Source organism: Serratia sp. ASV30 (assembly GCF_016428815.1).
In the GTDB taxonomy this organism is placed as follows: domain Bacteria; phylum Pseudomonadota; class Gammaproteobacteria; order Enterobacterales; family Enterobacteriaceae; genus Chania; species Chania fonticola_C.
Map to the genome: position 1 here is coordinate 25,814 of NZ_JAELTL010000001.1, position 14,046 is coordinate 39,859.

A 14,046-nucleotide genomic window follows, 5' to 3' on the forward strand; every position below is an offset into this window, starting at 1 on the left:
AAACTATGCACTAGCTGAGCGGTTGTTCATCTGGGCATTATTTCGAGGGTGGGGGTAATTACAGAACTAAATCAGGCAAGGGCGACTGGGGATTTTTCGTCCGCCTGCCGCCCCTATCATCACTTTTCCTGATACATCGACTCTATCTCATGCTGATAACGCTGTAGGATCACCTTGCGACGCAGCTTCAGGGTCGGGGTGAGTTCCCCCAATTCCATCGAGAAGGCCGCCGGCAGCAGGGTAAATTTCTTCACCTGCTCAAACAGGGCTAACTCTTTTTGCATCTCCCGCAGACGCTTTTCGAACATTTCGATGATATGGCTGTTGCGCAGCAGTTCGAGCCGATCCTGATACTTCAGATTGACCGATTTGGCATACTCTTCCAACGACTCGAAACTTGGGACGATCAACGCGGAGACAAATTTGCGTGCATCGGCAACGATCGCGACCTGTTCGATAAAGCGATCCTGCGCCAGGGTGCCTTCCAGCATCTGTGGCGCAATGTATTTGCCGCCGGAGGTCTTCATCAGATCCTTCAGCCGCTCGGTAATAAACAGGTTGCCGCTATCGTCGATCATGCCGGCATCGCCGGTTTTCAGCCAGCCGTCAGCGGTAAAGCTATCGGCCGTCTCCAACGGTTTATTGAAATAGCCGCGCATCACGATTGGCCCCCGCACCTGGATTTCATTTTCATCGCCAATGCGCACTTCTACGCCGGGCAGCGGCTTGCCGATCGAACCAAAGCGAAAGTTGTTCTCTTCCCAGCATGAGACCGTGGCACAGGTTTCCGTCATGCCGTAGCCGTATTTGATGTTGATACCCATCGCCTGGAAAAACAGAATGACGTTATCATCAAGCTTGGCACCGGCCGCCGGCAAGAAGCGCACCCGCCCCCCCAGGATCCCCCGCAGCTTGCTTAACACCAGCTTGTCAGCCCAGCGGTGAGAGAGGTCGAACAGCTTGCCTAACGGTTTCCCAGCCCTTTCCTGGAGGAACTTACGTTCACCGCAGACGATGGCCCAGTGGAATAAGGCACGCCGTAACCAAGGCGCACGAGCGACCTTTTCATGCACCGCGCTGAAGATTTTTTCATAAAAGCGTGGCACTGCACACATCAGGGTCGGTTTGACATCGGCCATCGCTTCCCGCACCCAGTCGGTATTGGGCAGATAAACGTTCTGCGCGCCCGAATGCATGATAAAGAAGCTCCAGGCACGTTCAAACACGTGTGACAGTGGCAGGAAGCTGAGGGAAACGTCATCCGCCGTCACCGTAAGACGATCGTCATGCAGCTGCAACTGTGCGGCCATATTGCGGTAGTCAAGCATCACGCCTTTCGGCTCCCCGGTGGTGCCTGAGGTGTAGATAAGGGTGAATAAATCCTGCAAATCGCGCTCGGCAATTCTTTGCTGACGCTGGGCTTCGAAACGCTCGATATCCGCAAGACGTTCGAAATGATGCAGGTGTTGAGCAATCTCACAGCCGCGCAAATCAGCTGAAGCATCAAAGACAATAATGTGGGTCAGTTGCGGGCATACGCCACGCAGCGCAATCGCGGCATCCAACTGTTCTTGTTCGCCGACAAACAGAATGCGGATATCGGCATCGTTAATGATAAATGCCGCCTGAGCAGGAGTGTTGGTGGCATAAAGCGGCACGCTGACCGCCCGCAGCTCGAGGATCGCCAGATCGGCCAACGACCAGGCCATGCTGTTGTTGGCAAAAATCGCGATACGTTCCTGTACCTCGACGCCCAGTGCCAGCAAGGCGCAGGCAATATGTTGCATATGCGCCCCGACCTGCGACCAGGTCAGCCGTGTTTCTCCCTGCGGGGACCACTGACGGAAAGCCGTATGTTCGGCACGGTTAGCAATGTGATGCTGTATACGTTCGACCTGATGGTAATGCTGCAAGGTATTGGTCATAGCGCTCTATGCCTGAAATTAATCAACCAGTTAACCGCGATTGGAGCGGAAGCTCTCACATCTCAGCTTACACGTGTTTACTTTTTTTGCGCAGTCTACCTAGTCTCCGGCTGTGGGAAAAGGGATTTCAGCGTAGAAGTGTGAGCCAAAACGCGCTTGTGCTCATTTCTCTTGATCTTGGACAAAAGGGAGTGCAAAAGGTTTACGCCAAACAGACAAAGTGGGATCGACGACAAGAAAGGAAAGGTGACAGGTTAAAATAACGGCAGTATCGTTTGGGGCAGAATAGTGTTTCGGTCACTTAAATTAAATAACCCTCGCGGGTAAATGATATTTTCCACGGTATCACTACACGGAATTATCTTAGTTTTTCTTGAGCCTATTCTTATTAATCTTTCACGCTGTCCATTATCAACCCGACGCACTCGAAAGCGCGCTGGGCCAATAAATCACTAATTAACGCAATACACCCGCTTGGCTAAGTACGGACTTCATCCACTGATGGCCTTCATCACGCTCGGCAGACTCATGCCAGGAAAGATAACAGGTGGCGGTTTTTCTCTCCCAAGGCAGCGGAATTAATTTTAGCTGCAAGGCTTGTGCGTGCTGCTGGGCAAACCAGCGAGGAGCGATTGCCACCATCTCGGTCATGGCGACCAGATTCAATACGCTGAACAGGTCGGTACATTGCTGGGTGACACTGCGCTGTAGGGTTTCGTCCAGATAGTAGGGTTTGCTAAAGGAGCAAAAGCGCTCCAATGCGATGACGGCATGATGCTCCGCCAGCATCTGTTTCTGGCTAATGGTACCCACCAGGCGTGGGTGAGACTGCGCGGCAACCAGGGTCAATTCATCATCGAACAAGGCAATATCCTGAAACTCGGGATGTTCAAGGCGGCTATAGCCAATGACAAACTCGGTTTCCTGATAGCGTAACTGATGCTCGATGTTATTGCTCATGTAAGACTTGGTCTGTATCTGCACGTTGGGAGCCATGCTCTTGACGTTGTTGATTATTTTGGCAGTCAGACGAATATCTAGCGGGCTGCAGATAGAAAGCATAAAGAGGCGTTCACTGCTCAGGGCGTCAAAGCCAGCGCCTGGCAGCTCATTTTGTACCAGCTGCAGTGCCTGGCGTACCGGGCCAAAAAGTTGGCGGGCGCGCATGGTAGGCTGAATGCCACGGCCGAAGCGAACAAACAGCTCGTCGTTGAACATGAGCTTCAAACGCGACACGGCATTGCTGACCGCCGGTTGCGACATCCCTAAGGAATTTGCCGCCTTGGTAATATTCTGCATCTGCATAACCGCATCAAAAACAGTGAGTAAATTAAGATCCACACTGCGCAAATGAATATCACCGTTTTCTTTCCTCAAGACAGTTCCTGAATTATATTCGGACATATCCAAACTCCACTAAGTCCCATGTAGATAATCCCGCTAGCGCGCAGGGGAATAACGGGAAAAGACACGCTACGTTATTCCCACACAGCGAAATTAGTTATCCCTTTTGACTACTCTTGTAAGATAGCAATCGGGCATCATCCTATAAAAATATGACACAGCGGTGCATATTAGGCATTGTTCGTCGTCGGGTAGCCTTGGCACATCGGTTCGCAACTCGCCGATGGCACACAAACAAAATTGGCAGGCAAAACACCTGAGTTATGGATACCTGTTTGGTACACATCAACCTCTGGATCAGACCATAAAATGAGTTAATGGACAATCATACCAGAGCAAAATAGGTCTCTTTAGCCTCACTTAATTGATTGTAGCGGCTCAGTTCAGCGCTAAAAATACGAATTACGAATGAATTAACGACAACAAATTGACACCATGAATGCCAAGCCCACAACATCAGCATCCCATCAAACCACGTTTGCTGTTTTTTTGCGCCAACGATAAATTTTAACCGAGTAGTCTTGCTAATCAATGCGGCAGTGCCACTTTCAAACCATTTATGCTAATAAACCCCTGTTCACCTGTGGATTTAACGCTGGCCCTTGCGGATTTTACCGAATTTCCAACTGGTGCTATCCCCGTTGGTGCCACGCTTTTCAATACCCCTGTTTTAATCAGGTGTTGACATGCCCCGGCCAATAAAGTATCAAATTAGGCAACGAAACAATTTTAGAGAAGCTGACCGCTATGATCCGTACCCACCGTCTACTAGGCCTACTACTAAACGCATCTTATGTGCGCGGTACGCTGGTGGACGGGGTTCAAAGCTGATTCAGCCCATCATCTGCAAAACCCGCGCTACTGCGCGGGTTTTTTTTTACCCGCTTAGCGTGAAACAAACACGACAAGGAACAACACGATGAGCCAACAAGTCATTATTTTCGATACCACATTGCGTGATGGTGAACAGGCGCTGCAGGCAAGCCTGAGCGTTAAAGAAAAAATCCAGATCGCCATGGCGCTGGAAAGAATGGGTGTCGATGTAATGGAAGTCGGCTTCCCAGTCTCCTCCCCGGGGGACTTCGAGTCGGTACAGACCATTGCCCGCCAGATCAAAAACAGCCGCGTTTGTGGTCTGGCACGCTGTGTTGATAACGACATTGACGTCGCTGCCGAAGCATTACGCGTAGCCGAGGCCTTCCGTATTCACGTCTTCCTGGCCACCTCCACCCTGCATATCGAATCCAAATTAAAGCGCTCTTTCGACCAGGTGCTGGAAATGGCGGTGCGCTCAGTGAAACGCGCCCGTAACTATACCGATGACGTTGAGTTTTCCTGTGAAGACGCTGGCCGTACCCCGATTGATAACCTGTGCCGCGTGGTAGAAGCCGCCATCAACGCCGGTGCCACTACCATTAATATCCCTGATACCGTTGGCTACACCACGCCAAACCAGTTCGGCGGCATCATCACTACGCTGTACGACCGCGTGCCTAATATTGATAAGGCGATCATCTCCGTCCACTGCCACGACGACTTGGGCATGGCCGTGGGTAACTCTATCGCAGCCGTCCAGGCCGGTGCCCGCCAGGTAGAAGGCACCTTGAACGGCATCGGCGAACGTGCCGGTAACTGTTCACTGGAAGAAGTGATCATGGCCATCAAGGTGCGTCAGGACTTTATGCAGGTGCACACCAATATCAATCATCAGGAAATCTACCGCACCAGTCAGTTGGTCAGCCAGCTGTGCAATATGCCTATCCCGGCCAACAAGGCCATCGTCGGTTCCAACGCCTTCGCTCACTCCTCCGGTATCCACCAGGATGGCGTGCTGAAAAACCGCGAAAACTACGAAATCATGACCCCTCAGACCATCGGTCTGAAAGATGTCCAGTTGAACCTGACCTCCCGTTCCGGCCGCGCGGCGGTAAAACACCGTATGGAAGAGATGGGCTACAAGGAACAGGATTACAATCTGGACGTGCTGTACGCGGCTTTCCTGAAGCTGGCAGATAAGAAAGGCCAGGTGTTTGACTACGATCTGGAAGCCCTGGCATTTATCAATAAGCAGCAAGAAGAGCCTGAGCATTTCAGCCTGGAATACTTCAGCGTGCAGTCTGGCAGCAGCATTATGGCTACCGCCTCGGTCAAACTGAAATGTGGCGAGGAAGAGAAGTCCGAAGCCGCTACGGGCAACGGCCCGGTCGATGCTGTTTACCAAGCCATCAACCGTATTACCGGCTACCCGATTGAGCTGGTGAAATATCAACTGACCGCCAAAGGCCAGGGCCGCGACGCGCTGGGCCAGGTTGATATCGTGGTGTCTTACAATGGCCGCCGCTTCCATGGCGTGGGCCTGGCAACCGATATTGTGGAATCCTCTGCCAAGGCGATGATCCACGTATTGAACAATATCTGGCGCTCTCAGCAAGTAGAAAAAGAAAAGCAGCGCTTGCAGCAAACCAAACAGCAAAATAATCAGGAAACGGTGTGAACATGACTAAGACTTACCACATTGCCGTCTTGCCCGGAGACGGAATCGGCCCAGAAGTAATGGCCCAGGCCCACAAAGTGTTGGATGCCGTGCGCCAACGCTTTGGTATCCGCATTACCACCAGTGAATATGACGTCGGTGGCATTGCCATCGATCGCCACAGCACCCCACTGCCTGCTGCAACCGTTGCCGGCTGCGAGCAGGCCGATGCCATCCTGTTCGGCTCGGTAGGCGGCCCCAAATGGGAGCACCTGCCACCGGCAGAGCAGCCGGAGCGCGGTGCGCTGCTGCCGCTGCGTAAGCACTTCAAACTGTTCAGCAACCTGCGCCCTGCCCGCCTGTACCAAGGGCTGGAAGATTTTTGCCCGCTGCGTGCCGATATTGCCGCGCGTGGCTTCGACATTCTGTGCGTACGTGAGTTAACCGGCGGCATCTACTTTGGCCAACCCAAAGGCCGTGAAGGCCAGGGCATGCATGAGCGCGCCTTTGATACCGAGGTCTACCACCGCTTTGAGATCGAACGCATCGCCCGTATCGCCTTCGAGTCCGCCCGCAAACGCCGCAATATCGTCACCTCGATTGATAAAGCCAACGTGTTGCAAAGCTCCATCCTGTGGCGTGAAGTTGTGAGTCAGGTAGCCAAGGACTATCCGGATGTGTCGCTGTCGCATATGTATATCGACAACGCCACCATGCAGTTAATCAAAGACCCATCCCAGTTCGACGTGTTGCTGTGCTCCAACCTGTTCGGCGACATCCTGTCGGACGAATGCGCCATGATCACCGGCTCGATGGGCATGCTGCCGTCCGCCAGCCTGAACGAACAAGGCTTTGGCCTGTACGAACCCGCCGGGGGTTCCGCACCTGACATCGCGGGCAAAAACATTGCCAACCCGATCGCGCAAATTCTGTCTGCCACCCTGCTGCTGCGTTACAGCCTGGGTGCCGATGAAGCCGCAGATGCGATCGAGCGCGCCATTAATCAGGCATTGGAACAGGGCTACCGTACCGCCGATCTGGCCGGTGCCGGCAAAGCCATCGGCACCAATGAAATGGGCGATATCATTGCCCGCTTCGTGGCTGAGGGGGCGTAAATCATGGCCAAGACCTTATATCAGAAATTATACGATGCCCACGTGGTGCATGAAGCGCCAAACGAGACACCGCTGCTGTACATCGATCGGCATCTGGTGCATGAAGTGACCTCCCCACAGGCCTTCGACGGCCTGCGTGCCATGGGCCGCAAAGTGCGTCAGCCGGGCAAGACATTTGCCACCATGGATCACAACGTGTCGACCCAGACCAAAGACATCAACGCCAGCGGCGAGATGGCTCGCATTCAAATGCAGGAGCTGATCAAGAACTGTGCAGAGTTCGGCGTCTCACTGTATGACCTGAACCACCCCTTCCAGGGCATTGTGCACGTTATCGGCCCTGAGCAAGGCATGACGCTGCCGGGCATGACCATCGTCTGTGGTGACTCCCATACCGCCACGCACGGTGCCTTTGGCTCGCTGGCGTTCGGTATCGGTACTTCGGAAGTGGAACACGTGCTGGCGACCCAAACCCTGAAGCAGGGCCGCGCCAAGACGATGAAGATTGAAGTCACCGGCGATGCGGCAGAAGGTATCACCGCCAAAGATATCGTGCTGGCCGTGATCGGCAAAACCGGCAGCGCTGGTGGTACTGGCCACGTAGTTGAATTCTGTGGCAAAGCGATCGAAGCGTTGAGCATGGAAGGCCGCATGACGCTGTGCAACATGGCGATTGAGATGGGTGCCAAAGCAGGCCTGGTTGCGCCAGACGACACCACCTTCAATTACCTGAAAGGCCGCCAGTTCGCTCCTACCGGGGAAAACTGGGAGCAGGCCGTGGCCTACTGGCGCACCATGAAGTCCGACGCCGAAGCCAAATTCGATACCACTATCACCTTGCGGGCGGAAGATATCGCGCCACAGGTCACCTGGGGCACCAACCCTGGGCAAGTTATCGCGGTCGATCAGGCGATCCCAACCCCCGATTCCTTTAGCGATCCGGTGGAACGTGCCTCAGCTGAAAAAGCGTTGGCCTATATGGACCTGAAACCCGGCATCAAGCTGACTGACGTCGCAATCGACAAAGTGTTTATCGGTTCTTGCACCAATTCACGCATCGAAGATCTGCGTGCCGCAGCCGCCATTGCCAAAGGCCGTAAAGTGGCCGCAGGCGTGCAGGCGATTGTGGTGCCTGGCTCCGGCCCAGTGAAAGCACAGGCGGAAGAGGAAGGTCTGGACAAGATCTTTATCGAAGCGGGTTTCGAATGGCGTCTGCCAGGCTGCTCCATGTGCCTGGCGATGAACAACGACCGTCTGAACCCTGGCGAACGCTGTGCCTCAACCAGCAACCGTAACTTCGAAGGGCGTCAGGGCCGCGGTGGGCGTACCCATCTGGTCAGCCCGGCGATGGCTGCTGCTGCTGCCGTTACCGGCCATTTTGCCGACATCCGTGAATTGCACTAAGGAGCACCAGCGTGGCTAAATTTACTCAACATACCGGCTTAGTGGTGCCTCTGGACGCGGCCAACGTCGATACCGACGCCATTATCCCTAAGCAGTTTCTGCAGAAAGTCACTCGCACCGGTTTCGGCCAGCACCTGTTCAACGACTGGCGCTTCCTGGACGATGCGGGTCAACAGCCAAATCCTGAGTTTGTGCTGAACCTTCCGCGCTATAAAGGGGCCAGCATCCTGTTAGCCCGGGAAAACTTTGGCTGTGGCTCATCCCGTGAGCACGCGCCATGGGCACTGACTGATTACGGCTTCAAGGTAGTAATTGCACCAAGCTTTGCGGATATCTTCTACGGCAACTCGTTCAACAACCAGCTGCTGCCGGTCACGCTGAGCGAACAGGATGTGGATACTCTGTTTAAGCTGGTGGCAGAGCACGAAGGCACGGAGTTCGTGGTCGATCTGGAAAAGCAGACGGTGAACGCCGGGGGCAAAAGCTACCCATTTGAGATCGACAGCTTCCGCCGCCACTGCATGATTAACGGTTTGGACAGCATTGGCCTGACGTTGCAGCACGAAGCGGAGATTTCCCGCTACGAAGCGCAGCAACCAGCGTTTCTGAACTAAACCTCAGCCTCACCCGCCGCCCGGCGGGTGAGGCTTTCATCAAACTCACCAATAGCCTAACCACTTCCACCATACCCCACCAATCAGCGCCCAGATCAGCAGGTTGACCACGCTCATGATAAAGCCGGTTTTCCACCATTCCCCCAGGGTGGCATAGCCCGACCCAAAGATGATCGGCGCGGTACCGGTAGCATAATGGGTTAACGACATCATCAGCGAAGACGAGAAGGCCAGGATCAGGCCAAGCAGAGCCGGAGGCGCACCAAGGGCAATACCTGCGGCAAAGAACGCGGCGAACATGGCGGTCACGTGCGCGGTGGTACTGGCAAAGAAGTAATGCGAATAGAGATAGACGAGCGTTAGCAGAATGGTCCCTCCGACCCAGCTCATCCCCATATGATCGATACCCGAACCTACCGTTTGTGACAGCCAGGCAATCAGACCCAGTTTGCCGAGGTAGGTCGCCATCATCACCAAGGCGGCAAACCAGACCACGGTATCCCAGGCCCCTTTGTGCCTCAGCACGTCGTCCCAGCTCAGTACGCCAGTTGCCAGCAGGATCGCCAAACCAATCACCGCTGCCGTCGTTGGGTTAACCGCCAGTGCGGGGCCAAAAATCATCGCCGGAACTCCGGCCCACATCACCAGCAACAGGGCAAACACACCCAGCGTGATCTTCTCTGGCAGGGTTATCCGCCCCAGAGTTTGCAGCTTATCTTGTGCAAACAATGGCGCATCCGGGGTGCTTTTGATTTCAGGTGGATACAACCAATAAACCACCAGCGGCATGACGATCAGCGAACAAATCGCCGGTACCAGCGCCGCTACCGCCCACATACCCCAGGTCAGTTCAAACTCCGAACCGGCACCTTTGGCGATCAAATTGACAATCAGCGGGTTAGGCGCGGTAGCAGTAATAAACATCGCCGAGGTGATCGGATTGATGTTGTAGTTCACCAGCGAGAGATAGCGGCCAATCTTGCCGGAGGTGTTCAGCTCGGGCTTGGAGCCAAAGCTGTCCGCTATCGATTTCATTATCGGGTGAATGATCCCGCCGCCACGGGCGGTATTGCTCGGCGTAACCGGTGCCAGCACGGTTTCCGCCAGGGTTAACGCATAGGCGATCCCCAGCGTTTTCTTGCCAAACAGCGAGATAAAGTAGTAGCCAATGCGCGATCCCAGGCCGGTTTTATTCAGGCTCAGGGAGATCATGATCGAGAAACCGATCAGCCAGATGAGTTGGTTGGAGAACCCGCTCAGTGCATCGTCCAGCGCGGCCCCCGGCTTGCCAGGGTTGGTCACTCCCGTCACGGCCACCAGCGCAATGGCAATGATGGATACGGCGCCGATCGGCATCGCCTTGCCGATAATGGCAATGATGGTCCCAATAAACAGTGCCAGCAAATGCCAGGCATTCGGTGCCACCCCTTCAGGGACGGGGATCACAAACCAGATCAGCAGAGCAGCGATAACGGCACAGAGGGAGGGAACAGGTTTGAGCGGCGTTAGTTTATCCATAACATACCCACTTTTTTCAACGGGAGCGGCATCTCAATAGCAAGATGGATAAGAGCGTGAAGCTCACGCTCTGAGTCCGTTTATCTTAGTGAGAATGGAGCGGTTTTCTCAATGATATGTATCAACTAACCGGGTGTTACAGCTCACACTTCGCGAACTTTGGCACACATCCACAGCGCCAGGATGGCAAGCAGAGTAATCAGGTAGTAAACCGCAGAGTGCCCAAAGTTTTCCACCAACGCGCCTTGCAGTACACCGGCCAGGATCACCCCAGTCGAAATGCTGTTGGTAAACATGGTGGTCGCGGCACCGGGCCGCCCCGGCATCAGATCCTGAAAATACAACATGCCGATCCCGGCAACAATGCCGATAAACACCGCGTTGAACAGTTGCAACACCATCAACGCCAGTTGGAACTTAAACAGCACCAGCCCGGCATAAAACAGCACGCCTGCTGCCACTGCAAACAGCATCATATTGCGTTTGCCAAAGCGTTTGACGTAATACCCCGCCAGCAGCATAGCCGGGATCTCCAGCCCGGCCGCGGTGCCCATCAGCCAACCTGCCAGCCGTTCTGGCAAGCCCAGATCGGCAGTGATGTACAGTGGCATATCGATGATATACATGGTGTTGCAGGTCCACATCAGCATCGAGGCCACAAACAGCAGGCGCACGTCGGGATCGCGCCAGGCGCTGATTGGCGCGATAGGCGGAGAATCTACGCTGATCTCAACGTTGGCGCGGGGCACCGAAGGCAATATCAGCCACACCAGCAGCACGCTGACGACAAAAATCCCCGCCGCAATTATAAACATCACGGTAAAGCCGTAGTTCAGTGCCAACATAAACGACAGCGGCGGGCCGATCACCCAGGCCAGTGAAAGCTGAGCACGCATCACCGAACTGAACATCACTACTTCACGTGCCGAGCTGTCCGCATACTCACGCGCCAGGGCAAAAATCTGCGGCATGGCGGTATTGGCTATCGCGGCCAGCAATACACCAGCAGTGATCAAGGTCAGATAATCACGGTTGAACGCAAACAACAGGCTATTACCCACCGCCATGGCACAGCACACCAGGATCAGCTTGCGCCGATCGCCACGGGTATCCGAACGCTTGGCCAACAGGAAGCTGACGGCAATCCCGGCGATGGCATTCACGGTATAGAACATACCCACCCATAACGGGCGCACCTTTACCTCGGTGGTCAAAAACAGGCTCAGCGTGGGGGCTTGCAGCGCTCCGGCAATGCCGGTCAGGAAGGCTATCAACAAGAAGGCGGCAAAAACGGGATTAAAACGGCGCGGCAACCAGCGTCTGAAACTCATGGCGATATCCCTATCCAGAAATAAAGAAGGCTATGCTACAGAAGGAAAATTGCCGAAGGAAGTAAAGACGGCAGATAAAAATGCCAGTGGGTTGCCCCACTGGCTGGTGAAAAGCACCATTACTCAGAAACACTTTGCGGCGAACGTCAGATACGCTCACGGTATTGCTTGTCGCTCAGCGTGGCGATGTCCCACTGGGTCAAATGGGCCAGCATCTCCAACCGCGCCTGTTCAGGTACCACCTGCAGCCAATCGGCCTGCTGGCGGCGGATCGCGGTGAAATAACGCTGATAAAACTGTTTGGCTAACAGAACTGTCATTGGCTATCCCCCCGCTGTTTCAACTGTAATCATTATCGGCGTAATATAGGGAAAGATAAATTGACGACTTGATGCCAGAGAGTTCCTCTTTTATGTCCACCTCACGCCTGCAACAACAGTTCATTCGCCTGTGGCAACGCTGCCATGGCCAAACTACCGAAACCACGCTGCAAGAGTTGGCAGAAGTGCTCAGTTGCTCCCGCCGCCATGTTCGCTCGCTACTGGGAGCCATGCAGCACGAGGGCTGGCTGACCTGGCAGGCCGAATCCGGCCGGGGTAAACGTTCGCAGCTCAGCTTCCACTACACCGGGTTGGCATTGCAACAACAGCGTGCCGAAGAATTGCTGGAACAGGATCGCATCGATCAGTTAGTCCAGTTGGTGGGCGATAAAGACGTGGTACGCCAAATGCTGCTTTCCCAGCTGGGGCGCAGCTTCCGCCAGGGGAAACATATCCTGCGCGTGCTCTACTATCGTCAGCTTTACAACCTGTTGCCCGGCTCGGCACTACGCCGTTCAGAAACTCACCTGGCAAGACAGATTTTCAACGGCCTGACGAGGGTAAACGAGGAAAACGGGGAACTGGAACCCGATCTTTCGCATCATTGGCAAACAATCACCCCTTTGCACTGGCGCTTTTATCTACGTCCGGCGATCCATTTTCACCATGGCCGTGAGCTGGAAATGGAAGATGTGATCCAGTCGCTCAACCGCCTGATCCCACAACCGCTATTTTCACATATCGACAGGATCGACTCGCCCACGCCCTATGTCATCGATGTGCATCTGCACACGCCGGACTACTGGCTGCCCTGGCTGCTAAGCAGCGTACATGCCATGATCCTGCCGCGCGAATGGCAGAGCCTGCCGGATTTTGCCCGCCATCCGATCGGCACCGGCCCCTATCGCGTGATACACAACAATCAGAGCCAGATGAAAATCCATGCCTTTGACGACTACTTTGGCTATCGCGCCCTGATCGATGAGGTCAACATTTGGGTATTACCGGAAATCACCGAAGAGCTGGCCCACTCCGGCGTCCAACTGCAGGGAGATGATACCGGTAGGAACGAGCTGGAAAGCCGTCTCGAAGAAGGCTGTTATTTTCTGCTGTTCGACCAGCGTTCGGCACTGGCGGCCGACCCGGAGATCCGCAGTTGGCTAAGCGAACTGATCAATCCGATCGCGCTGCTGAGCCATGCCGGGCCGCTCTACCAGCGTTACTGGGCTCCGGCCTATGGCATTCTCCCGCGCTGGTTACATAACCGTGTGTTGGGGCAGCAACCCAAGCCTGCGGGCTTAACTGAATTGACCCTGACCTTCTACAGCGAACATTCCGAGTTCCACGCAATCAAGCAGGCTATCGCCTCTCTGCTGGCTGAGCAGGGCATCAAACTCAATGTACAGGTCGTGGATTATGAAGCCTGGCATAAGGGCAAAGCGCTAAGCGATCTGTGGTTAGGCAGCGCCAACTTCACCCTGCCGCTGGAGTTTTCGCTATTTGCCACGCTGTATGAACTGCCGTTGATCCAACACTGTTTGACGGAGGATATCGCGCAGGATGCCGCTCAGTGGCGAGAAAATCGCCTGTCCATGGCCGAATTTTGCCAGCGCCTGGTCAGCAACCATCAGTTGCATCCGTTATTCCACCACTGGCTGCAACTGCATGGTCAACGCAGTATGCGTGGGGTACGAATGAATACCCTCGGCTGGTTCGATTTTAAATCTGCCTGGTTTGCGCCGCCGGAAGCATAATCGCCTTTCACCCACGCCGCTAAGCCTCTACAATAGCGCCGACTCAACGGGGTGCGGATAACCCGCCAATTTTTGGCCAACGGTTTTCCGCTGAGAGCACACCCGTCGAACCTGATCCGGTCAATACCGGCGGAGGGATTTGAGCATGGCGCGTTAACCTTCGTTAACCCAGTCCTCAGATACCTTTG

The 14,046-nt window shown here is 54.5% G+C and carries 10 protein-coding genes and 1 riboswitch; of the genes, 5 read left to right on the forward strand and 5 right to left on the reverse strand.

Annotation, left to right across the window (positions count from 1 at the left end):
* Window positions 1-119: 119 nt before the first annotated feature.
* A complete protein-coding gene (locus tag JHD74_RS00120; protein WP_199061205.1) occupies window positions 120-1,925 on the reverse strand; it encodes a long-chain fatty acid--CoA ligase in 1,806 nt (601 codons plus the stop codon).
* Between the two features lie 456 nt (window positions 1,926-2,381).
* A complete protein-coding gene (gene leuO / locus JHD74_RS00125) occupies window positions 2,382-3,329 on the reverse strand; it encodes a transcriptional regulator LeuO (protein ID WP_024527180.1) in 948 nt (315 codons plus the stop codon).
* 919 nt (window positions 3,330-4,248) lie between these two features.
* Between leuO and leuA the strand changes: the two genes are divergently transcribed.
* The 4 genes from leuA to leuD are packed head-to-tail and all read left to right on the forward strand — an operon-like array spanning window position 4,249 to window position 8,935.
* Window positions 4,249-5,823 carry a 2-isopropylmalate synthase gene (gene leuA, locus JHD74_RS00135; RefSeq protein ID WP_024527181.1) on the forward strand — a complete coding sequence of 525 codons (1,575 nt, stop codon included), beginning with the start codon at window positions 4,249-4,251 and terminating at the stop codon, window positions 5,821-5,823.
* A 2-nt stretch (window positions 5,824-5,825) separates the two neighbouring features.
* Window positions 5,826-6,917: a 3-isopropylmalate dehydrogenase gene (gene leuB / locus JHD74_RS00140; protein WP_199061207.1), complete on the forward strand. Its 1,092-nt coding sequence runs from the start codon at window positions 5,826-5,828 to the stop codon at window positions 6,915-6,917.
* A 3-nt stretch (window positions 6,918-6,920) separates the two neighbouring features.
* Complete coding sequence (gene leuC / locus JHD74_RS00145) at window positions 6,921-8,321, forward strand: 3-isopropylmalate dehydratase large subunit (RefSeq protein ID WP_024527182.1); 1,401 nt, start codon at window positions 6,921-6,923, stop codon at window positions 8,319-8,321.
* An 11-nt stretch (window positions 8,322-8,332) separates the two neighbouring features.
* On the forward strand, window positions 8,333-8,935 hold the full coding sequence (leuD, locus tag JHD74_RS00150; protein WP_199061209.1) for a 3-isopropylmalate dehydratase small subunit: 603 nt from the start codon (window positions 8,333-8,335) through the stop codon (window positions 8,933-8,935).
* Between the two features lie 45 nt (window positions 8,936-8,980).
* Here leuD and JHD74_RS00155 read toward each other — a convergent pair whose 3' ends face one another.
* The 3 genes from JHD74_RS00155 to sgrT form a co-directional block, all read right to left on the reverse strand.
* Window positions 8,981-10,453, reverse strand: a complete 1,473-nt coding sequence (locus tag JHD74_RS00155; protein ID WP_074028477.1) for a DASS family sodium-coupled anion symporter — start codon at window positions 10,451-10,453, stop codon at window positions 8,981-8,983.
* 143 nt (window positions 10,454-10,596) lie between these two features.
* A complete protein-coding gene (locus JHD74_RS00160; protein WP_024527184.1) occupies window positions 10,597-11,784 on the reverse strand; it encodes a sugar efflux transporter in 1,188 nt (395 codons plus the stop codon).
* 146 nt (window positions 11,785-11,930) lie between these two features.
* Complete coding sequence (sgrT, locus tag JHD74_RS00165; protein ID WP_071784394.1) at window positions 11,931-12,104, reverse strand: glucose uptake inhibitor SgrT; 174 nt, start codon at window positions 12,102-12,104, stop codon at window positions 11,931-11,933.
* A gap of 92 nt (window positions 12,105-12,196) precedes the next feature.
* Between sgrT and sgrR the strand changes: the two genes are divergently transcribed.
* On the forward strand, window positions 12,197-13,858 hold the full coding sequence (sgrR, locus tag JHD74_RS00170) for an HTH-type transcriptional regulator SgrR (protein WP_199061210.1): 1,662 nt from the start codon (window positions 12,197-12,199) through the stop codon (window positions 13,856-13,858).
* Window positions 13,859-13,895: 37 nt separating this feature from the next.
* Window positions 13,896-14,014, forward strand: a riboswitch (TPP riboswitch).
* Window positions 14,015-14,046 lie beyond the last annotated feature (32 nt).

Excerpts from the sequence above, each read along its gene's own strand:
- JHD74_RS00120 (WP_199061205.1), bottom strand. The coding sequence starts at position 1,925 with ATGACCAATACCTTGCAGCATTACCATCAGGTCGAACGTATACAGCAT.
- leuO (WP_024527180.1), bottom strand. The coding sequence starts at position 3,329 with ATGTCCGAATATAATTCAGGAACTGTCTTGAGGAAAGAAAACGGTGAT.
- leuA (WP_024527181.1), top strand. The coding sequence starts at position 4,249 with ATGAGCCAACAAGTCATTATTTTCGATACCACATTGCGTGATGGTGAA.
- leuB (WP_199061207.1), top strand. The coding sequence starts at position 5,826 with ATGACTAAGACTTACCACATTGCCGTCTTGCCCGGAGACGGAATCGGC.
- leuC (WP_024527182.1), top strand. The coding sequence starts at position 6,921 with ATGGCCAAGACCTTATATCAGAAATTATACGATGCCCACGTGGTGCAT.
- JHD74_RS00155 (WP_074028477.1), bottom strand. The coding sequence starts at position 10,453 with ATGGATAAACTAACGCCGCTCAAACCTGTTCCCTCCCTCTGTGCCGTT.
- JHD74_RS00160 (WP_024527184.1), bottom strand. The coding sequence starts at position 11,784 with ATGAGTTTCAGACGCTGGTTGCCGCGCCGTTTTAATCCCGTTTTTGCC.
- sgrT (WP_071784394.1), bottom strand. The coding sequence starts at position 12,104 with ATGACAGTTCTGTTAGCCAAACAGTTTTATCAGCGTTATTTCACCGCG.
- sgrR (WP_199061210.1), top strand. The coding sequence starts at position 12,197 with ATGTCCACCTCACGCCTGCAACAACAGTTCATTCGCCTGTGGCAACGC.